Here is a 20,844-nt window from a genome sequence, read left to right as displayed (position 1 = left end):
AGCCTCCAGGTTGCCCGGCCGAAAAGGAGATGAGTTACCCCGGTCGAAAATCGTAGGCTCGCTCCTGATGTCCACTGCACCTATATCCGCCGCCGGGAAACGCTCCGCCGTACGCTCACTGCTGCGGCTGTGGCCCTGTGTCCGCCCGGTCCGCACCCGGCTGTTCGCCGCGGCGGGCGTCGCCATCGTCGCCTCCTGCCTCAGCCTGGTGATCCCACTGGTCCTGAAATGGCTGGTGGACGGCCCGGTGGCCGACCGCGACACCCGGGGGATCCAGCTCGGCGCGCTCGTCGTCCTGCTGCTCGGTTTCGCCGAGGCCCTGCTCTTCGGTCTGCGCCGCTGGCTGGTGGCCCGGCCGCTGGCGAGGGTGGAGGCCACCATGCGGGCCGAGCTGTACGCCCATCTCCAGCGGCTCCCGCTCTCCTTCCACGACCGCTGGCCCTCGGGGCAGCTGCTGTCGCGGGGCACCGGCGATCTGGCGATGCTGCGGATGTTCCTCCAGTTCCCGCTGACCTTCCTGGTGGTCAATGTGACCACCATCGTGGCGGGTTTCCTCATCCTGCTCTGGCAGGACTGGCAGCTCGCCCTGGTGCTGGTGCTGCCGGTGTTCCCCCTGGTGCTGCTGATCTCGCACTACGAAGCCCGCTTCGGGGTGGCCGCCCGGCGCAGCCAGGACCAGGTGGGCGATCTGACGACGGTGGTCGAGGAGAGTGTCCTCGGCATCCGGATCGTCAAGGGGTTCGGCCGCCATCGCAACCAGGCGAACGCCTTCCGCGAGCTGGCGGGCGAGCTGCGCGGCACCGAGCTGCTGAAGGCCCGGATCCTGGCCGCCATCTGGGCGATCATCACGGTCATCCCGGAACTGGCGGTGGGCGCCACGCTGGTGATCGGCTCGGTCCGGGTGGCGGAGGGCGATCTGTCGGCGGGCACCCTGGTGGCCTTTCTCTCGATCGCGCTGGCGCTGCGCTGGCCGGTGGAGTCGATCGGCTTCCTGCTCTCCATGAGCCAGGAGGCGGCGACCGCGACGGACCGCTACTTCGAGGTGATGGACCAGGAGCCGGAGCGCGAGACCTCCGGAGCCACCGGAACCGCCGGGACCGGAGCGGCCGGAACCGGAGCCGCCGGGGCCGAGGGCACCACCGCCGGGGAGACCGCCGAGCGGAGCACGGGCGGGCTGAGGTTCGAGGGCGTCGGCTTCCGCTTCCCGGACGGCGACACCACCGCCGCCCCGGTGCTGAACGGGATCGATCTGCATATCCGTCCGGGCGAGACCATGGCCCTGGTCGGGGCGACCGGCAGCGGCAAGACCACGCTCACCGGGCTCGTCCCCCGGCTGCACGAGATGACCGAGGGCCGGATCACGCTCGACGGCGAGGACATCACCGCGATGCCCCGGGAGCGGCTGCGCTCCCTGGTGTCGGTGGCCTTCGAGGAGCCCACCCTGTTCTCGGCGACGGTGGCGGAGAACGTGCTGATGGGTGCGGCGGACGGCGCGGACGACACCCCCGACGCACCGGGGGCCGGGACGGCACGGGCCGGAGAGCGGCGGGCCGAGCTGGCACGGGCGCTGGACGTGGCCCAGGCCGGCTTTGTCGACCGGCTGCCGCAGGGCGCCGACACCGAGGTCGGCGAACAGGGGCTGAGCCTCTCCGGCGGCCAGCGCCAGCGGCTCGCACTGGCCCGCGCGGTCGTCGGCCGCCCGCGCTTCCTGGTGCTGGACGACCCGCTGTCGGCGCTGGACGTCCATACCGAGGCCCTGGTGGAGGCGGCGCTGCGCCGGGTGCTCGCCGACACCACCGCGCTGGTGGTGGCCCACCGGCCCTCCACGGTGCTGCTGGCGGACCGGGTCGCCCTGCTCTCCGATGGCCGGATCACGGCCGTGGGCACCCATCAGGAACTGCTGCGGAGCAGTACGGAGTACGCCTGGCTGATGTCGGGGGCGGAGCGGGCACCCGCCCCCGACGACCACCAGGACATCGGCGGCGCGTCCGACGGCCGGAGCGATCACAGCGGACTCGGGGCAGGGCCCGGGGAAGGAACGGCACGATGACCGCCGCGACGACATCCGGCGCCCCCGGCACCCCCGGGGACACCGACGAACGGCCGCACGGCACCACGGTGACCACGGACACCACAGGCACCACGGATGTGACGGCCACCGGCCCGAAGGGCACCGGCGGCGGGGACCCCTTCGACCGGGACGATCTGCCCACCGCCAAGGGCGCCACCCTGGCCCTGCTGCGGTCGCTGCTCGGACCCCACCGGGCCCGGGTGGCCCGGCTCGCGGCCATCCTCTTCGTCCAGCAGTTCACCGTGCAGGCGGGCCCGCTCTTCGTGGCCTACGCCATCGACCGGGGCGTCCCCGCCTACCGGGACGCCGACTACGGGCCGCTGATCGCCGTCGCCACCGGCTATCTGCTCTGTGCGGCGGGGGCCGGGCTCTTCCAGTACCTCTTCATGACCGTCTCCGGCCGGCTCAGCCAGGACGTCCTGCTCGATCTGCGCGGACGGATCTTCCGGCACGCGCAGGCGCTGAGCGTGGACTTCCATGAGCGGTACACCTCCGGCCGGCTGATCTCCCGCTCCACCACCGATGTGGAGTCCCTGCGCGAGCTGCTGGAGGAGGGGCTCCAGGAGCTGATCAACGTCTTCCTGGCCTTCCTCTACATCACGGCGATGCTGCTCTGGCTGGATCTGGGCATCGGCGCGATCGCGGTCGCCTCCTTCGTACCGCTGCTGCTGCTGGTACGGGTGTACCGGCGGCGGGCGGACGCCATCTACACCGCGCGGTCGACGGCGACCGCCGGGTTCATCGTGAAGTTCGCGGAGACGCTGAACGGGATCCGCCCGGTGCGGGCGTTCCGCCGTGAGCGGCCCAATGACGCGGTGTTCCGGCGGCTGAACGGGCGGCACGAGCGGCTCAACGGCGACGCCATGCTGGAGATGGCGATCTATGTCCTGGGCTCCCGGCTGGTCGCCAATACGGCCATCGCGGGCATGGTGCTCTGGGGCGCCTACCGGGTCGCGGACGGCACCCTGGCCCTGGGTGTGCTGGCCGCGTCGGTGCTCTATCTGCGGCGGCTGTACGACCCGATCGACCGGCTGGCGATCTTCCTCAACTCCTTCTCCAGCGCCGCCGCGTCGCTGGCCAAGATCGCGGGCCTGCTGGCCCAGACCCCGTCCGTGCCGGAGCCGGAGCGGCCGGTGGAGCTGCCCGCGCGCCGGGGTGACGGTCCCGGCCGTGAGGTGGTCTTCGACGGGGTCGGCTTCGGCTACCGCACCGGCGGCGAGGTGCTGCCCCGGTTCGATCTGACCCTTCCGGCGGGCCAGACCGTCGCGGTGGTGGGTTCGACCGGCGCGGGCAAGTCGACGCTGGCGAAGCTGCTGGCGCGGTTCTACGACCCGACGGCGGGCCGGGTACTGCTGGACGGTACGGATCTGCGCGAGCTGCCCCTGACCGAGCTGCGGCGCGGGGTGGTGATGGTCACCCAGGAGGCGTTCCTCTTCTCCGGGACGGTGGCCGAGAACATCGCGATCGGGCGGCCGGACGCGACCCGCGCGGAGATCGAGGAGGCGGCCCGCGCGATCGGGGCGCACACCTTCATCTCCGCGCTGCCGGACGGGTACGACACCGATGTGCGCAAGCGCGGCGGCCGGATCTCGGCGGGCCAGCGCCAGCTGGTGGGCTTCGCCCGCGCGCTCCTGGCCGACCCGGCCGTGCTCATCCTGGACGAGGCCACCAGCTCCCTGGACATCCCGGGCGAGCGGGCGGTCCAGCGGGCGATGGACACGGTGCTGCGGGGCCGTACGGCGGTGGTGATCGCGCACCGGCTCTCCACGGTCGAGGTGGCCGACCGGGTGCTGGTCATGGAGGGCGGCCGGGTGGTCGAGGACGGCTCCCCCGCCGACCTCATCGCCGGTACGGGCCGCTTCGCCGACCTCCACCGGGCCTGGCGCGACAGCCTGGTCTGACCGGCGCCCTCGCGGGTGCCGCGGTGCGCTGGACCTCCCGGGCGGAACGGGCTCCGCTCCGTCCGGGACACCGCCTTCCGCGAGGACGCCTCCACGATCCGCGCTGCGACACCGCGGGACGGTCTCAGCCGTACCGCTCGACGAGCGCGTTACCGATCGAGGCCAGCTGGTCCCGCACACCCGGAGGGCCGGTCACCTCCACCCATGCGACCAGGCCGGCCAGCTCACCGGCGAGCATGTACTCGTCGTGGCCGCGGATCACGACCTCGACACGGCCGTCCGCCGTGGCACCTCCCACCTCCAGCCGGACGCCGAACGCCCTCCGGAGCACGGCTATCCCATGGGGCCGGCACACCGCCTGGATCTCCAGGGGTGTTCGCCTGCGGTCGACCTCGTCGGCGATCTCGCGCCAGCTCCCGGCGAGGTCGAAGCCCTCGGGCCGGTGCACGGGATCGCCGGTCGGGTCGGCGGACGACACCCGGTCGATCCGGAAGGTCCGCCGGCCGGCCTCGGTGTGGGAGACGAGGTACCACGACGGGCCCTTGGCGACGATGCCCAGTGGGTGGACGGTCCTCTCGGTCTCGGTGCCTTCGCGGTCGACATAGCCGAGCCGCACCTGGACGCCCCGGATCACCGCGTCCTGGAGTGCGTCGAGGAAGCGGGGCGGCCGGTGCTCGACCGGACTCGCCCCCCATCGCCGCGGGTCCATGACCAACGATGCCGCCGCCGCCTCGGCCTGCACCCGGAAGGGCTCCGGCAGGGCGTGGACGAGCTTGCGCAGGGCCGCTTTCACGGCCGGGGTCGCGGCCGAGGCCGGGCCGGCGACCAGGAACAGGGCGCGGGCCTCGCTCGCGGTCAACCCGGACAGATCGGTACGGGCGCCGCCCATCAGACGCCAACCGCCGCCCCGGCCCTGCCGGGAGTACACGGGCACCCCGGCCATGGCGAGGGCGTCGAGGTCGCGGCGGGCGGTGCGCTCGGAGATCTCCAGCTCCCGGGCGACCTCCGCCGCGGTCACCTGCTCGCGCCGTTGCAGCAGAAGGAGGACGGCCACCAGCCGGTCGGTTCGCATACCGATAAAACTTTCACAGAGAACCGGTCATGGGGTGACCGGTTTCGGTCGGCAGGATGGCGGCATGACCTCACCGAAGAGTCCCACCACCCACGACCGTATCGACCCTCGATCTGTCAGGAGTGCGGCGGCGCTCCCTCCCGGCGATTTCCCCGAGCCCACCATCGTTTCGGTCAACGGCGTGGAGCTCGAAGTCTTCGAAGCGGGCCGCCGGAATGCGGGAAAACCCATCGTGCTCTGTCATGGCTGGCCGGAGCACGCCTTTTCCTGGCGCCATCAGATGCCCGTCCTCGCCGCGGCCGGCTACCACGTCATCGTGCCGAATCAGCGGGGTTACGGGAACTCGTCCCGTCCTGCCGATGTGACCGCCTACGACATCGGACATCTGTCGGGTGATCTCGTCGCACTTCTCGATCACTACGGATATGAGGATGCCACCTTTGTCGGTCATGACTGGGGTGCCATGGTCGTCTGGGGACTGACCCTGCTGCATCCGGACCGGGTCAACAAAGTGATCAATCTGAGCCTGCCCTACCAGGAGCGCGGGGAGAAGCCCTGGATCGAGTCCATGGAAGAGGTGCTGGGCGGCGACTTCTACTTCGTCCACTTCAATCGGCGACCGGGCGTCGCGGAGGCCGTATTCGAAGAGAACACCTTCCGGTTCCTCCGCAATCTGTACCGGAAGAACGAGCCTTTCAGGGAGCCCCGGCCGGGAATGGCGCTGATCGATCTCGCCCGAGCGGAAACACCCCTCGGTGATCCGGTCATGAGCGACGACGAACTGGCCGTCTTCGTCTCCGCCTTCGAGTCGACCGGGTTCACGGGCAGTGTGAACTGGTACCGGAACCTCGACCGCGACTGGCACCTGCTGGCGGACGTGGACCCGGTCATCCGGAAGCCCACGCTCATGATCTACGGCGCCCGGGATGCGATCCAGCAATCCGCGAGGCTGGCGGAGTTCGTGCCCCGGGTGGACGTGGTCACGCTGGATTGCGGTCACTGGATCCAGCAGGAGAGGCCGGAGGAAACGAACCAGGTCATCTCACGTTGGCTGGAGCGGCAGGACGCCATCTGAGGTCCGGTACTCCGGAAGGCGGCGGACCCATGGCGGCTCGTCGATATAGGGGCGCGCCCGCGCACCGGGATCGTCAACACTGGCCCCCAAGGCACCAACCGGTGTCCGCTCGGCTGAAGCAGGGAGCTGAACATGCAGGACGGTGTTGTCGACCCCGTTGCCCACAACAGGGCAGCCTGGGACAAGTACGCCCAAGAGGGCGACGAGTGGACGAGGCCGGTGAGTGCCGAGGAGGTCGAGCGCGCCCGCAAGGGCGACTGGTCGATCGTTCTCATCGGGCATGAGCCGGTCGACCGCTCCTGGCTGCCGGCGGACCTGACCGGCAAGGACGTGCTGTGCCTGGCCTCCGGCGGGGGCCAGCAGGGTCCGATCCTCGCCGCCGCGGGGGCGCGGGTCACCGTCTTCGACAACTCACCCCGTCAGCTCGGCCAGGACGCGATGGTGGCGGAGCGCGACGGACTCGAACTGCGCACCGTCCTGGGCGACATGAGCGACCTCGGCGCCTTCGGCGACGCGACCTTCGACGTCGTCTTCCAACCGGTCTCCAACCTCTTCGTACCGGAGTTGGCACCGATGTGGCGTGAGTGCTTCCGCGTCCTGCGGCCGGGCGGAACCCTGCTCGTGGGCTTCCTCAACCCCGATCTGTACCTGTTCGACCAGGAGGCGCTGGACCAGGGCGGCGAGCTGACCGTGGTGCACAAGCTGCCGTACAGCGATGTCACGCATTACTCCGCGGCGGAGCGCGCCGCGAAGTTCGGTGCGGACGCGGCTCTTGAGTACGGCCACAGCCTCACGGACCAGATCGGGGGGCAACTCGCGGCGGGGTTCGTCCTCACCGGCTTCGCGGAAGCGCCGCACCATGCCGACGCGTCCGCTCAGTACATGTCGGGCTACTTCGCGACGCGGGCGGTCAAGCCGGGCTGACCCGGCCGTGGGACTGCGCCGGGCCCATGGCGCTCGCGCCGGGGCGCGTCTACGCTGCGAGCGCGCCCCACCCCTCAGTGGAGGTGATCCGGAGATGTCCCTGTACGAACTCCAGGCACTGGAGCATCCGCCGATGGAGCCGAGCGGTGCCGGCCCGGACGAGGCCGCGTACCCCATCGGTATGAGCGTCTACTGCCTGCTCGGCGGTCTCGCCCGCCCGAGTGCGGAGCGGGAGGACGGCGGCACCGGCTGACGTCCGTACCGGCGGCCCGGCGGCCCCGGCACCCCACCAGGGGGCCGGGGCCGTCGGAGTGTCCGGTCGCGGGCCCGCCGGGCCGTCCGGGCGCCGGGGCGTTCACACGGGCGCAATACCCCTGACACGTCCGCTCAACGGACTCTACGGATCGGTCAACGGACCATTTCTGGCCAATTCTTGACGCGACCCTGTCAGGAACTGTCGCGTTCCTGTCAGTCTTCCCAGCGTTCACCGCGTTACCGCCCGTACCGCCGCACCCCGTACCGCCGCATGTCCGCGCCAGGGAACACCCGTACCCCGGCACGCCCGTACCACCGCACACCCGCGTCACCGCGTCACCGCTCCGCCCGGACGGCCGCTCCGTCGCCCGGTCCCCCTCGCAGAAGGAGTCCGCGTGAGATCCACGCACCGTGCGCGAGCCGGCGCCGCCGGCGCCCTCACCGCCACTGCGGCCCTGCTCGCCGTGACCCTCCAGACCGGAGGCACCGCGTCCGCCGCCCCCGCGGAACGCCCCTCCCCCGCCCTCACCGGGGCGATACCCCAGCAGCTCACCCCCGCCCAGCGGACCGGGCTGATCCGCGCGCAGAGCGCATCCGCCGCCGCCACCGCCCGTGAGCTGGGCCTCGGCGACCGCGAGAAGCTGGTCGTCCGGGATGTCACCCGGGACCGCGACGGCACGGTCCACACCCGCTACGAGCGCACCTATGCCGGGCTGCCGGTCCTCGGCGGCGATCTCGTCGTCGCCCGCGCCGCCTCCGGCGCCACCACCTCGGTGATCAAGGCATCCCGTACCGCCCTGAAGGATGTGCCCGCCACCGCCCGGATCACCCCCGCCGCCGCCAGTGCGCAGGCCGTCGGCCGGGCACGGGCCGAGGGATCGAAGCGGACCACCGCCGACCGCGCCCCGCGCACGGTGGTCTGGCTCGCCAAGGGCACCAAGCCGGTCCTCGCGTACGAGACGGTCGTCGGCGGCCTCCAGCACGACGGCACCCCGAACGAGCTGCATGTCCTCACCGACGCCACCACCGGCGACCGGCTGTACGAGTGGCAGGCCGTCCGCAACGGCACCGGCCACACCCAGTACAGCGGCCAGGTGACCCTGGGCAGTTCGGCCTCCGGCGCCACGTTCAACCTCACCGACAGCGGCCGGGGCAACCACCGGACCAACAACCTCAACCGCGCCACCTCCGGCACCGGCACCCTCTTCGCGGGGCCCGACGACATCTGGGGCAACGGCCAGCCCGCCAATGCCGAGACCGCCGGTGCGGACGCCGCCTATGGTGCCGGTCTGACCTGGGACTACTTCAAGAATGTCCATGCCCGCAACGGCATCAGGAACGACGGCGTCGGCGCCTACTCCCGGGTCCACTACGGCAACAACTACGTCAACGCCTTCTGGTCGGACGGCTGCTTCTGCATGACCTACGGCGACGGCGCGGGCAATGCCAAGCCGCTGACCTCGATCGATGTCGCCGCGCACGAGATGACCCACGGGGTCACCTCCAACACCGCCGGCCTCATCTACAGCGGCGAGTCCGGCGGGCTCAACGAGGCGACCTCGGACATCTTCGCCGCCGCCGTGGAGTTCCACGCCGCCAACCCGCAGGACGCGGGGGACTATCTGGTCGGCGAGAAGATCGACATCCGGGGCACCGGCGCCCCGCTGCGGTACATGGACCGGCCGAGCCGGGACGGCTCCTCCAAGGACTACTGGTACGCCGGGATCGGCGGCGTGGATGTGCACTACTCGTCCGGCCCCGCCAACCACTGGTTCTATCTCGCCTCCGAGGGCCATGGCCCCAAGACCCTCAACGGTGTCTCCTACGACTCCCCGACCGCCGACGGGCTGCCCGTGACCCCGATCGGCCGGGAGAAGGCGGCGGCGATCTGGTACCGCGCGCTGACCACCAAGTTCACCACCACCACCAACTACGCGGCGGCGCGCGCCGGGACCCTCGCGGCGGCCTCGGAGCTGTACGGGGCGGACAGCGCCGAGGTCCGGAACGTGGCCCACGCCTGGGCGGCCGTCGCCGTGGGCACCCGGCCCGGCACCGGCAACCCCGGCCCGAGCTTCGAGAACACCGCCGATGTGGCCATCCCCGACAACGGCACGGCGGTCACCTCGCCGGTGACGGTCACCGGGGTGCCGGGCAACGCGCCCACCACCCTCTCGGTCGCCGTGGACATCGTCCACACCTGGCGCGGCGACCTGGTGGTGGATCTGGTGGCCCCCGACGGCACGGTCTACCCGCTGAAGCCCTTCAGCGGCTCGGACGGACAGGACGACGTGCGCGAGACCTTCACGGTGAACGCCTCGTCGGAGGTGGCCAATGGCGTCTGGCGGCTGCGCGCCCAGGACCGCGCCGCCCGGGACACCGGCTACATCAACAGCGTGAAGCTGACCTTCTGACGCTTCCGCGACCCTTCGGGTAAGCCTTCGGCGGCCGGGCCTCCGGGTCCGGCCGCCGGTTCACCCCTGGATCGAGAGGGTCAGCCGGTGCGTTCGGCGCCGGTCTCCGGTGGCAGCGCCACCAGGCCCGGGTCGGTGTGCGAGGCCAGCAGGGGGTGGCAGGGCAGCACCCGTACCGTGTAGCCGAAGGGCCCGGTGCGGTCGGGGGCGAGGCTCCCCTCGTACACCCAGCGGCCCTCCAGATCTCCGCCGCCCACCGGCTTCAGCGGACAGACCCGGGCATCGCCGATCACATCGTCGGCGTCGACCCGGCCCGCGACGGCCTGGACCTCCACATCGTCGGGGCCGAGCCCGCCGAGGGCGACCCGGGCGCGGACGGTGAGCGCCGCGCCCAGCTCGGCCCGGCCACCGGGCGCACCGTCCCGTACACCCGGGGCGTCCCGTACACCCGGGGCGTCCTGTACACCCGGGGTATCCGGCGCACCCGGGGCGTCCGGAGCGTCCCGCGCGTCCAGGGGATCCGGGTCGCGGCCGTCGCCGGGCGGGGGCCACTCCACGGTCTCCACATGGTCGACGGCGACCTGCGGCCAGGCCCCGGCCACCCGGGCCTTCCAGTCGGCCAGCGCCCGTGCGGTCTCCCGGTCCAGGGCCCGGTGGGCGCGGGCGGCGGGGGTGTAGAGCCGCTCCACGTACTCCCGGACCATCCGCCCGGCCAGCACCTTGGGTCCCAGCTCCGCCATGGTCCGGCGGACCATCTCGATCCAGCGGTGCGGCAGTCCGTCCGCCCCCCGTTCGTAGAAGCGCGGGGCGACCCGGTTCTCGATCAGGTCGTAGAGGGCGGTGGCCTCCAGGTCGTCGCGGCGCTCCTCATGGGCGGTGGAGCCGTCGGCGGTGGGAATGGCCCAGCCGAAGTCGCTCTCGTACCACTCGTCCCACCAGCCATCGAGGACGGAGAGGTTGAGCCCGCCGTTGAGGGCCGCCTTCATCCCGCTGGTGCCACAGGCCTCCAGCGGGCGCAGCGGGTTGTTCAGCCAGACGTCGCACCCGGGGTAGAGCTTGCGGGCGAGGCCCATGCCGTAGTCGGGGAGGAAGACGATCCGGTGGCGCACCCGGGGGTCGTCGGCAAAGCGGACCAGTTCCTGGATGAGCCGTTTGCCGCCGTCGTCGGCGGGGTGGGCCTTGCCCGCGACGACGATCTGGACCGGCCGGGTGGGGTGGAGCAGCAGATCGCGCAGCCGGTCGCGGTCGCGGAGCATCAGGGTGAGCCGTTTGTACGAGGGGACGCGCCGGGCGAAGCCGATGGTGAGCACATCGGGGTCGAGGACCTGGTCGACCCAGCCGAGTTCGGCGGCGCCCGCGCCGCGCTGCCGCCAGGAGGCGCGCAGCCGGGCCCGTACCTCGCCGACCAGCCGTTCGCGCAGGGTGCGGCGGAGTTCCCAGATCTCGGTGGCGGGGACGTCCACGACGGCGCTCCACAGGGCGCAGTCGCCGGTGGTGAGGGCCTCCTCGGCGCGGCGGGCGCCGATCCTGCGGGCGGCGAGCCGGCGGACCTCGGGCGCGACCCAGGTGGGGGCGTGGACGCCGTTGGTGATGGCGGTGATCGGCACTTCCTCGGGGTCGAAGCCGGGCCAGAGTCCGGCGAACATGCCCCGGCTGACCGCGCCGTGGAGGGTGGAGACGCCGTTGGCGCGCTGGGCGAGCCGCAGTCCCATGACGGCCATGTTGAAGAGGGCGGGGTCGCCGCCGGGGTAGGTCTCGGTGCCGAGGGCGAGGATCTTGTCGACGGGTACGGAGGGGAGTTCGGCGCCGTCGCCGAAGTGGCGGGCGACCAGGTCGCGGTCGAAGCGGTCGATGCCGGCGGGGACGGGGGTGTGGGTGGTGAAGACGGTCCCGGCGCGGACCGCCTCCAGGGCCGCCTCGAAGGCGAGCGGCGCACCGCCCCCGGTCACCGGCCCGGGGCCGGACGGGTCGGGCAGATGAGCGGGACCCGGCGGATGGGCGGGGCCGGGCGGCTGAGCGGGATCGGGCGGCTGAGCGGGCCCGGGGCTCGGTTCGCCGAGTTCCCGGATGCGCTCCAGGCCGAGGAAGCCGGCATGCCCCTCATTGGTGTGGAAGACCTCGGGCGCCGGATGCCCGGTGATCCGGCAGTACGCGCGGACCGCGCGCACCCCGCCGATCCCCAGCAGCATCTCCTGGAGGAGACGGTGCTCGCTGCCGCCCCCGTACAGCCGGTCGGTGATCTCCCGTTCCCCCCTTTCGTTGTCCTCGATGTCCGAGTCGAGCATCAGCAGCGGGACCCTGCCCACCCGGGCGAGATGGATCCGGGCGTGCAGACTGCGCCCGGCGGGCAGGGCGAGGGTGACCCGGGCAGGGGTGCCATCGGGTTCCCGCAGCGGGGTGACGGGCAGTTCGCCGGGGTCGAGCAGGGGATAGTGCTCCAGCTGCCAGCCGTCGGCGGAGAGCGACTGCCGGAAGTAGCCGTGGCGGTAGAGGAGGCCGACCCCGATCAGCGGGACCCCGAGGTCGCTGGCGGCCTTGAGGTGGTCCCCGGCGAGGATGCCGAGTCCGCCGGAGTACTGCGGAAGGGCGGCGGTGACCCCGAACTCGGGGGAGAAGTAGGCGATGGCGGCGGGGGCCGGGCCGCCGTCGGGTCCGTGCCGGTCGCGGCTCTGGTACCAGCGGGGGCCGTGCAGATAGTCGTCCAGCTCCGCCGCCGCCGCGTCCAGGCGGCGGAGGAAGCCCCGGTCCCGGGCGAGTTCGGAGAGGCGCGCGGCGGGGACGGAGCCCAGCAGCCGGACCGGGTCGCCCCCGGCGGCCCGCCAGCCGGCGGGGTCGGCGCTGTGGAAGAGGTCCCGCGTCTCGGGATGCCAGGACCAGCGCAGATTACGGGCGAGGGCGCCGAGCGGGCGGAGCGGTCCGGGCAGCACGGGGCGGACGGTGAATCGACGGATGGCCTTCACGGGTCCACCTTCGCAGGGGAGGCATCCATCCCAGGGGACGCACGGCGGTGCGTCGCCGCCCGTTGACCCCGCTGTCCCCCGCTTCCCCCGGTCGCCGTCCTCGCCGCCGCCGCGCGCCCCGGTCCACCCGGGTGAACGCGTTCCCCGGCGCTGCGCGCAGCCGCCCCGCCGCCGATCGAGAGGTTACAAATAGCACGTAAACGATTAAAGACGTGTAAAAACGATGAAACCCACCACGAACAGCCGATGAGCCGTCCCTCCGTCGCAGCCCCCAGGTGAGCCCCATGATCGGTCGTATCCCCGTCCTGGACATCCACCCGTGCGTCGACTCCGGACGGCGGCCCGCCAAGGCCGTCGTCGGGGAGACCTTCCAGGTCACCGCCACCGTCTTCGGCGAGGGCCATGAGGTGGTGGGCGCCAACGCGGTGGTGCGGGACCCGGCCGGGCACCCCGGTCCCTGGACCCCGATGCGGGAGCTGTCCCCCGGCTCCGACCGCTGGGGCGCGGAGATCACCCCGGAGACCGAGGGCCACTGGAGCTTCGCCGTGGAGGGGTGGCGCGACCCGGTCGCCGGGTGGCTGCGCGAGGCCCGGATCAAGATCCCGGCGGGGGTCGACACGGCACTGGTGCTCGCGGAGGGGGCGGAGCTGTACGCCCGCGCGGCCGAGGGCGTCCCCAAGCGGGACGGCCGGGAGACCGTGCTCGCCGTGGTGGACGCGCTCCGCGACACCGCCCGGCCGCCCGCCGCCCGGCTCGCCGCCGCCCTCGCCCCGGCCGTCACCGCCGTACTCGCCCGCCATCCACTGCGCGAGCAGGTCTCGCTCTCCCGTCCGCTGCCGCTGCTGGTGGAGCGGGAGCGCGCGCTCTACGGGGCCTGGTACGAGCTGTTCCCCCGCTCGGAGGGAGCGGTGCTCACCCCGGGGAGGCCGCCGCGCTCCGGTACCTTCCGCACCGCCGCCCGGCGGCTCCCCGCCGTCGCCGCCATGGGGTTCGATGTGGTCTATCTGCCCCCCGTGCACCCCATCGGCACCACCTTCCGCAAGGGCCGGGACAACGCCCTCTCCGCCGGGCCGCACGATGTGGGGGTGCCCTGGGCGGTGGGCTCGGCCGACGGCGGCCATGACGCCCTCCACCCCGAGCTGGGCACCCTCGACGACTTCGACCACTTCGTGGCGGTCGCCCGCGCGCTGCGGCTGGAGGTGGCGCTCGACTTCGCCTTCCAGTGCTCCCCGGACCACCCCTGGGTACGGGAGCACCCCGAGTGGTTCCGCCACCGCCCCGACGGCTCGATCGCCCATGCCGAGAACCCGCCCAAGAAGTACCAGGACATCTATCCGATCTGCTTCGACCGGGACCTCGCGGGCCTGGTCCGGGAGGCCGTACGGGTGCTGCGGCACTGGATGGACCACGGGGTGCGGATCTTCCGGGTGGACAACCCGCACACCAAACCGCTGGTCTTCTGGGAGTCGGTGCTGGCCGAGATCGCCCGTACCGACCCGGATGTGGTCTTCCTCGCGGAGGCGTTCACCCGGCCCGCGGTGATGCGCGCCCTGGCCGACGCGGGCTTCCAGCAGTCGTACACCTATTTCACCTGGCGGACCACGAAGCAGGAGCTGACGGAGTATGTGACCGAGCTGGCCGGGGAGTCCGCCGCGTCCATGCGCCCCAACTTCTTCGTCAACACCCCGGACATCCTGCCGAAGGGGCTCCAGCGCGCCGGGCGGCCCGCCTTCGCGGTCCGTGCGGTGCTCGCGGCGACCCTCGCCCCGAGCTGGGGTCTGTACGCCGGGTTCGAACTGGGCGAGAACACCCCGCTGCGGACGGGTTCCGAGGAGTATCTGCGCTCGGAGAAGTACGAGCTGCGCCCCCGCGACTGGGAGGCGGCCGAGCGCACGGGGCGTACCCTCACCCCGCTGATCACGACGCTCAACCGGATCAGACGGCGCAATCCCGCGCTGCGGCGACTGCGGGAAACCGTCTTCCACCACACCGACAACGACAGCGTCATCGCCTACTCGAAACGCTCCGCAGGCAACACGGTCATCGTCGTGGTCAACCTCGACCCCCACCACACCCACGAGGCCACGGTCTCGTTGGACATGCCGCGGCTCGGCCTCGCCTGGCACGAGCCGGCACCGGTGTGCGATCAGCTCACCGGCGAGTCCTATCACTGGGGCAGAGCCTTCTTTGTGCGCCTAGAGCCGGGCCTGACGCCCGCGCACATCGCGGTTCTGCGACCGTCCCCGCCGATCGGAGGGTCACCCACATCATGATCGTCAATGAGCCCGTCCACGACCTGTTCGAGTCCACACCGGCCAGGGACCGCGATCCCGACTGGTTCAAGCGGGCGGTCTTCTACGAAGTCCTCGTCCGGTCCTTCCAGGACAGCAACGGCGACGGCGTCGGGGATCTCAAGGGTCTCACCGCCAAGCTCGACTACCTCCAGTGGCTGGGGGTCGACTGCCTCTGGCTGCCGCCGTTCTTCGACTCACCGCTGCGGGACGGCGGTTACGACGTGGCGGACCACACCTCGGTCCTGCCGGAGTTCGGCGACCTCGCCGACTTCGTGGAGTTCGTGGACGCGTCCCATCAGCGCGGTATGCGCGTCATCATCGACTTCGTCATGAACCACACCAGCGATCAGCACGAGTGGTTCCAGCAGTCCCGGACCGACCCCGAGGGCCCCTACGGCGACTACTACGTCTGGGCCGACCACGACAAGCAGTACCAGGACGCCCGGGTCATCTTCGTGGACACCGAGACCTCGAACTGGACCTTCGACCCGGTCCGCAAGCAGTACTACTGGCACCGCTTCTTCTCCCACCAGCCGGATCTCAACTACGAGAACCCGGCGGTACAGGAGGAGATCATCTCGGCCCTGCGCTTCTGGCTGGACCTCGGGATCGACGGCTTCCGGCTGGACGCGGTGCCCTATCTCTACCAGGAGGAGGGCACCAACTGCGAAAACCTTCCGGCCACCCATGCCTTCCTCAAGCGGGTGCGGCGGGAGATCGACGCGCACTACCCCGACACGGTGCTGCTGGCCGAGGCCAACCAGTGGCCCGCCGATGTGGTCGACTACTTCGGCGACTACCGGGCCGGCGGGGACGAGTGCCACATGGCGTTCCACTTCCCCGTGATGCCCCGGATCTTCATGGCGGTACGGCGGGAGTCCCGCCATCCGGTCTCGGAGGTCCTGGCGCGCACCCCGGCCATCCCGGAGAACTGCCAGTGGGGCATCTTCCTGCGCAACCACGACGAGCTGACCCTGGAGATGGTCACCGACGAGGAGCGCGACTACATGTACGCGGAGTACGCCAAGGACCCCCGGATGCGGGCCAACATCGGCATCCGCAGACGGCTCGCCCCCCTGCTCGACAACGACCGCAACCAGATCGAGCTGTTCACCGCGCTGCTGCTGTCGCTGCCCGGCTCGCCGATCCTCTACTACGGGGACGAGATCGGGATGGGCGACAACATCTGGCTCGGCGACCGGGACGCGGTGCGCACCCCGATGCAGTGGACGCCCGACCGGAACGCGGGCTTCTCCTCCTGCGACCCCGGGCGGCTCTCGCTGCCGGTGATCATGGACCCGGTCCATGGCTACCAGGTCACCAATGTGGAGGCGTCGATGACCAGCCCCTCCTCGCTGCTGCACTGGACCCGGCGGATGATCGAGGTCCGTAAGCAGAACCCCGCCTTCGGGCTGGGCTCGTACACCGAGCTGTCCTCGTCCAACCCCGCCGTGCTCGCCTTCACCCGGGAGCACGGGGACGACCTGGTGATGTGTGTGCACAACTTCTCCCGCTTCGCCCAGCCCACCGAGCTGGATCTGCGGCAGTTCGCCGAGCGGCACCCGGTGGAGCTGATCGGCGGGGTGCGCTTCCCGCCGATCGGGCAGTGGCCCTATCTGCTGACCCTGGCGGGGCACGGCTTCTACTGGTTCCGGCTGAAGACGGCACGCGCCCAGCGCTGAGCCGTCCCGCCCCCGACCCCGGTGCCCGGGGCCCGCTCCGGGCCCCGGGCACCGCCGTCCCCTCCCCCGGTCGCCGCGCCACCCCTCCCACCCCGCACACATGCCCGACATCCGCCCCGCCCCCGCGCGCCGCCGAAGAGTCCACGCCATGATCCTGGAAACTCTGCGCATTGGCGTATATACAGCACCAAAAGGTGCATATGGGGAAAGGGAGCGATTCCATGCCGGAGACTGCCGCCGCCCGTGCCCCCGCCGGTCTCCTCCCCTCCCTCGCCCCCCTGCTCCGCTCCTGGCTGCCGGACCAGCGCTGGTTCGCCGGGAAGGGACGGCCGGTCACCGGCTTCTCCCTGGTCTCGGCGACCGAGCTGCTCCCGGTCCGGGGCCCGGGGCCCGGCCTGCTCCATCTGCTGGTCGACGTGGACCACCGCCCCCGCCCGGCCGCCGCCGATCCCACCCCCGGGCGCCACCCGGGAGCCGACCCCGACCACGACTGCTACCAGCTCTTCCTCGGGATCCGCCGCACCCTGCCGCCCGCCCTCGCCCCCGCGCTCGTCGGCCGCCCCACCCGGGGCCCGCTCGCCGGTCTCACCGTGTACGAGGGGCTGCGCGACCCCCGGCTCGCCGAGATCGTCCTGGAGCGGCTGCGCACCCCCGGCTCCCTCGGCCCCCTCCGCTTCGCCCACCCCGGACCACCCCCCGGACCGCCGGGCCGCGACGCCTTCCCCGTACCCCCCGGCGGGCCCACCACCCGGCCGCTCGACGCCGACCAGTCCAACTCCTCCCTCGTCTACGGGGACACCTACATCCTCAAGTGCTTCCGCCATGTCCAGCCCGGCCCCAACCCCGACCTGGAACTTCCGCTGGCCCTGGCGCGGGCCGGCTGCTCCCGGGTCCCGGCACCGCTCGCCTGGTACGAGTCGACCGCGCCGCGCCGCTACACCCTCGGCGTGCTCCAGCCCTATCTGCGCGGCTCCCGGGACGGCTGGCGGCTCGCCCTGGAGGCGCTGGCCGCCGGGGCACCCTTCACCGACGAGGCCCGCGCACTGGGCCGGGTCACCGCCGAGGTGCACACCGCGCTCGCCGGTGAGCTGCCGACCGTACGGCTGCACGGCGCCCGGACCGCACGGCTCACCGCCGGGATGAACCGCCGGCTCGACCAGGCGGCCCGGCAGGTCCCCGCACTGCTCCCGTACGCGCCCCGGCTGCGCGCCGCCTTCGACACCATCGCCGAGCTGGGACGGCGGGGCCGGTCCTGGCAGTCCCAGCGGGTGCACGGCGATCTCCATCTGGGGCAGGCGCTGTACGGGCCAGGGGACACCGGACCCGGACCGCCCAGCGGCCCGCACCGCCCGGAGGACCGCGACGGCCGCTGGTCGGTCATCGACTTCGAGGGCGAACCCGCCCGCCCCCTCGGCGAACGCCGCCGCCCCCAGCCACCGGTCCGGGACATCGCCGGGATGCTCCGCTCCTTCGACTACGCGGCCCGCACCCACCGGCCCTGGCGCCCGGAGTGGGCCGAGCGCTGCCGGGACGCCTACTGCGAGGGGTACGCCGAGGCATCGGGCGCCGACCCCCGCGCCGAACCGGAGCTGCTGCGCGCCTATGAGACGGACAAGGCGGTGTACGAGGTCGTCTACGAGGCCCGGCACCGGCCCGACTGGCTCCCGGTGCCGATGGCGGCGATCGAACGGCTCGCCGCCGCACCGGTCTGACCCGTACCCCCCGCCACCCCTCCCCGTACGCCCTGAATCCCCCTGTCCCCCTGTCCCCCCGTCAGCCCGTCAGCCCGTCAGCCCGTCAGCCCGTCAGCCGCCCGTATCAGCCCGCATCCGCTCGTACCCCCGCCAAGGAGCGCCGTTCCGGTGACCGCCCGCCCGCCCTCCCGTCCCCGCACCCGCCCCCAGGACAGCCGGACCGCCCCGGCCCCCGTGGCGCCCGCCCCCGTACCCGTACCCGTACCGGCGACCGTCCGCACGGCGGAGCCCGCAGAGCCGCCCGACCCCGGGGAGCGGGCCCGGCTGCTCGCGGGCGGCCACCACGATCCGCACGCCCTGCTCGGCGCCCACCCCGTCCCCGGCGGGGTACGGGTACGGACCCTGCGCCCGCACGCCCGGACGGTCACCGTCGTCGCCGACGGGGTGCGCACCCGGCTGATCTCCGAGGGCGACGGCCTCTTCGCCGGGGTGCTGCCGCTGGCCGAGGTCCCCGCGTACCACCTGATCGTCGCCTACGCCGGGGGCGGGACCGGCGACGAGGGCGGCCCGGTCCATGAGACCCATGACCCGTACCGCTTTCTGCCCGCCCTCGGCGAACTCGACCTCCATCTGATCACCGAGGGCCGCCACGAGGAGCTGTGGCAGGCCCTCGGCGCCCGGCCCATGACCCACCAGGGGGTGCGCGGCACCCGTTTCACCGTCTGGGCGCCCAACGCGCGCGGGGTCAGGGTCACCGGGGACTTCTCGCACTGGGACGGCACCGCCCATCCGCTGCGCTCGCTGGGCTCCTCGGGGGTGTGGGAGCTGTTCGTCCCCGGCGTCGGCGAGGGCGCGCTCTACAAGTTCCAGATCATGCGCCCGGACGGCTCGTACACCCTGCGCGCCGACCCGATGGCCCGCCGGACCGAGGTGCCCCCGGCGACCGCCTCCGTGGTCACCGCCTCCCACCACCGCTGGGGGGACGAGGAGTGGATGGCCCGCCGGGGCGAGCGCCCGGTGCATCAGGCGCCCTTCTCCGTCTACGAGGTCCATCTGCCGTCCTGGCGCCCCGGGCTGAGCTACCGGGAGCTGGCCGAACAGCTCCCGGAGTACGTCCGTGACCTCGGCTTCACCCATGTCGAGCTGATGCCGGTCGCCGAGCACCCCTTCGGCGGCTCCTGGGGCTACCAGGTCACCGGCTTCTACGCGCCCACCGCCCGGCTGGGCACCCCCGACGACTTCCGCCATCTGATCGACGCGCTGCACCGGGCGGGTGTCGGGGTGATCCTGGACTGGGTGCCCGCCCACTTCCCGCGCGACGACTGGGCGCTCGCCGCCTTCGACGGGTGCCCGCTGTACGAGCCCGCCGACCCCACCCGGGCCGACCACCCCGACTGGGGCACCCTGGAGTTCGACTACGGGCGCCGGGAGGTGCGGAACTTCCTGGTGGCCAACGCGGTCTACTGGTGCCAGGAGTTCCATGTCGACGGGCTGCGGGTGGACGCCGTCGCCTCCATGCTCTATCTCGACTACTCCCGCGAGCACGGCGGCTGGACCCCCAATGAGCACGGCGGACGGGAGAACCTGGACGCGGTCGCCTTCCTCCAGGAGATGAACGCCACGGTCTACCGGCGCTGCCCCGGTGTGGTGACGATCGCCGAGGAGTCCACCGCCTGGGACGGGGTCACCCGGGCCACCCACCATGTGGGGCGGGGCGGCTTCGGCGGCCTCGGCTTCGGGCTGAAGTGGAACATGGGCTGGATGCACGACTCCCTCGGCTACATGGCCCATGAGCCGGTGCACCGGAAGTACCACCACCACGAGATGACCTTCTCGATGGTCTACGCGTACAGCGAGAACTATCTGCTGCCGATCTCCCATGACGAGGTGGTCCACGGCAAGCGCTCGCTGGTCGGCCGGATGCCCGGCGACTGGTGGCAGCGGCGCGCCGACCACCGGGCCTATCTGGGCTTCATGTGGGCCCACCCGGGCAAACAGCTGCTGTTCATGGGGCAGGAGTTCGCCCAGGGGGCCGAGTGGTCGCAGGCCCATGGCCCCGACTGGTGGCTGCTGGACCCCTCGTACGCCGCCGAGGCGGACCACCGGGGGGTACGGCTGCTCGTCCGCGACCTCAACACCGTCTACCGGGCCACCCCGGCGCTGTGGGAGCGGGACTGTGTCCCCGAGGGGTTCACCTGGGTGGACGGGGACGCCGCCGAGGACAATGTCTTCGCCTTCCTCCGCTTCGGCGCGGACGGCGTCCCGCTGCTGTCGGTCAGCAACTTCTCCCCGGTGGTACGGCATGACTACCGGCTGGGGGTGCCCGGCACCGCCGCCGGGGTGTGGAGCGAGACCCTGAACACCGACGCCGAGCGGTACGGGGGCGGGGCGGTCGGCAACCCGGACCCGGTCAAGGAGGAGCCGGTGGCCGCGCACGGGCGGGAGGTGTCGCTGTCGCTGACCCTGCCGCCGCTGGCGACGGTGTGGCTGCGGCCCGAGTGACCG

12 protein-coding genes are annotated in these 20,844 nt (G+C 72.3%); 10 read left to right on the top strand and 2 right to left on the bottom strand.

Annotated features, from left to right (window positions below):
• Window positions 1-67: 67 nt before the first annotated feature.
• Together ABT354_RS08990 and ABT354_RS08985 are read left to right on the top strand one after the other, a co-directional pair.
• Complete coding sequence (locus ABT354_RS08990; RefSeq protein WP_351490932.1) at window positions 68-2,050, top strand: ABC transporter ATP-binding protein; 1,983 nt, start codon at window positions 68-70, stop codon at window positions 2,048-2,050.
• Entirely contained in the window at window positions 2,047-3,972 is a 1,926-nt protein-coding gene (locus tag ABT354_RS08985) for an ABC transporter ATP-binding protein (RefSeq protein ID WP_351490930.1), read from the top strand. The genes ABT354_RS08990 and ABT354_RS08985 overlap by 4 nt, the downstream gene beginning before the upstream one ends.
• Before the next feature lie 124 nt (window positions 3,973-4,096).
• On the opposite strand, the gene ABT354_RS08980 is transcribed toward ABT354_RS08985, so the two are convergent.
• Window positions 4,097-5,044, bottom strand: coding sequence for a helix-turn-helix transcriptional regulator (locus tag ABT354_RS08980; protein ID WP_351490927.1), 948 nt, complete (start codon window positions 5,042-5,044; stop codon window positions 4,097-4,099).
• 64 nt (window positions 5,045-5,108) lie between these two features.
• On the opposite strand from ABT354_RS08980, the gene ABT354_RS08975 reads away from it, so the two are divergent.
• The 4 genes from ABT354_RS08975 (at window position 5,109) to ABT354_RS08960 (ending at window position 9,709) form a co-directional block, all read left to right on the top strand.
• Window positions 5,109-6,119 (top strand): alpha/beta fold hydrolase, encoded by a 1,011-nt coding sequence (locus tag ABT354_RS08975; protein WP_351490925.1) that lies wholly within the window; start codon window positions 5,109-5,111, stop codon window positions 6,117-6,119.
• 132 nt (window positions 6,120-6,251) lie between these two features.
• Entirely contained in the window at window positions 6,252-7,043 is a 792-nt protein-coding gene (locus tag ABT354_RS08970; protein ID WP_351490923.1) for a class I SAM-dependent methyltransferase, read from the top strand.
• Window positions 7,044-7,137: 94 nt separating this feature from the next.
• A complete protein-coding gene (locus ABT354_RS08965; protein ID WP_351490922.1) occupies window positions 7,138-7,296 on the top strand; it encodes a hypothetical protein in 159 nt (52 codons plus the stop codon).
• 397 nt (window positions 7,297-7,693) lie between these two features.
• The gene (locus tag ABT354_RS08960; protein WP_351490920.1) at window positions 7,694-9,709 is read left to right on the top strand and encodes a M4 family metallopeptidase; all 2,016 of its coding nucleotides are present in this window, start codon (window positions 7,694-7,696) and stop codon (window positions 9,707-9,709) included.
• An 80-nt stretch (window positions 9,710-9,789) separates the two neighbouring features.
• On the opposite strand, the gene glgP is transcribed toward ABT354_RS08960, so the two are convergent.
• Window positions 9,790-12,669, bottom strand: a complete 2,880-nt coding sequence (gene glgP, locus ABT354_RS08955; RefSeq protein ID WP_351490918.1) for an alpha-glucan family phosphorylase — start codon at window positions 12,667-12,669, stop codon at window positions 9,790-9,792.
• Window positions 12,670-12,953: 284 nt separating this feature from the next.
• Between glgP and ABT354_RS08950 the strand changes: the two genes are divergently transcribed.
• The 4 genes from ABT354_RS08950 to glgB all read left to right on the top strand — a co-directional run bounded on the left by ABT354_RS08950 (window position 12,954) and on the right by glgB (window position 20,841).
• Complete coding sequence (locus tag ABT354_RS08950; protein ID WP_351490916.1) at window positions 12,954-14,942, top strand: alpha-1,4-glucan--maltose-1-phosphate maltosyltransferase; 1,989 nt, start codon at window positions 12,954-12,956, stop codon at window positions 14,940-14,942.
• The gene (gene treS / locus ABT354_RS08945; RefSeq protein WP_351490914.1) at window positions 14,939-16,645 is read left to right on the top strand and encodes a maltose alpha-D-glucosyltransferase; all 1,707 of its coding nucleotides are present in this window, start codon (window positions 14,939-14,941) and stop codon (window positions 16,643-16,645) included. The genes ABT354_RS08950 and treS overlap by 4 nt, the downstream gene beginning before the upstream one ends.
• Before the next feature lie 221 nt (window positions 16,646-16,866).
• The gene (locus ABT354_RS08940; RefSeq protein WP_351490911.1) at window positions 16,867-18,357 is read left to right on the top strand and encodes a maltokinase N-terminal cap-like domain-containing protein; all 1,491 of its coding nucleotides are present in this window, start codon (window positions 16,867-16,869) and stop codon (window positions 18,355-18,357) included.
• Window positions 18,358-18,663: 306 nt separating this feature from the next.
• Window positions 18,664-20,841: a 1,4-alpha-glucan branching enzyme gene (glgB, locus tag ABT354_RS08935; RefSeq protein ID WP_351491161.1), complete on the top strand. Its 2,178-nt coding sequence runs from the start codon at window positions 18,664-18,666 to the stop codon at window positions 20,839-20,841.
• Window positions 20,842-20,844 lie beyond the last annotated feature (3 nt).

This window comes from Streptomyces sp. NPDC000594 (genome assembly GCF_040299965.1).
Taxonomy (GTDB): Bacteria; Actinomycetota; Actinomycetes; order Streptomycetales; family Streptomycetaceae; genus Streptomyces.
Note: the sequence above shows the minus strand (reverse complement) of the source record. Positions and strands in the feature narration are given on the sequence as shown.

What these genes read in the sequence shown, in the direction of transcription:
- ABT354_RS08990 (WP_351490932.1), top strand. Translation starts at nt 68, where the DNA reads ATGTCCACTGCACCTATATCCGCCGCCGGGAAACGCTCCGCCGTACGC.
- ABT354_RS08985 (WP_351490930.1), top strand. Translation starts at nt 2,047, where the DNA reads ATGACCGCCGCGACGACATCCGGCGCCCCCGGCACCCCCGGGGACACC.
- ABT354_RS08980 (WP_351490927.1), bottom strand. Translation starts at nt 5,044, where the DNA reads ATGCGAACCGACCGGCTGGTGGCCGTCCTCCTTCTGCTGCAACGGCGC.
- ABT354_RS08975 (WP_351490925.1), top strand. Translation starts at nt 5,109, where the DNA reads ATGACCTCACCGAAGAGTCCCACCACCCACGACCGTATCGACCCTCGA.
- ABT354_RS08970 (WP_351490923.1), top strand. Translation starts at nt 6,252, where the DNA reads ATGCAGGACGGTGTTGTCGACCCCGTTGCCCACAACAGGGCAGCCTGG.
- ABT354_RS08965 (WP_351490922.1), top strand. Translation starts at nt 7,138, where the DNA reads ATGTCCCTGTACGAACTCCAGGCACTGGAGCATCCGCCGATGGAGCCG.
- ABT354_RS08950 (WP_351490916.1), top strand. Translation starts at nt 12,954, where the DNA reads ATGATCGGTCGTATCCCCGTCCTGGACATCCACCCGTGCGTCGACTCC.
- treS (WP_351490914.1), top strand. Translation starts at nt 14,939, where the DNA reads ATGATCGTCAATGAGCCCGTCCACGACCTGTTCGAGTCCACACCGGCC.
- ABT354_RS08940 (WP_351490911.1), top strand. Translation starts at nt 16,867, where the DNA reads ATGCCGGAGACTGCCGCCGCCCGTGCCCCCGCCGGTCTCCTCCCCTCC.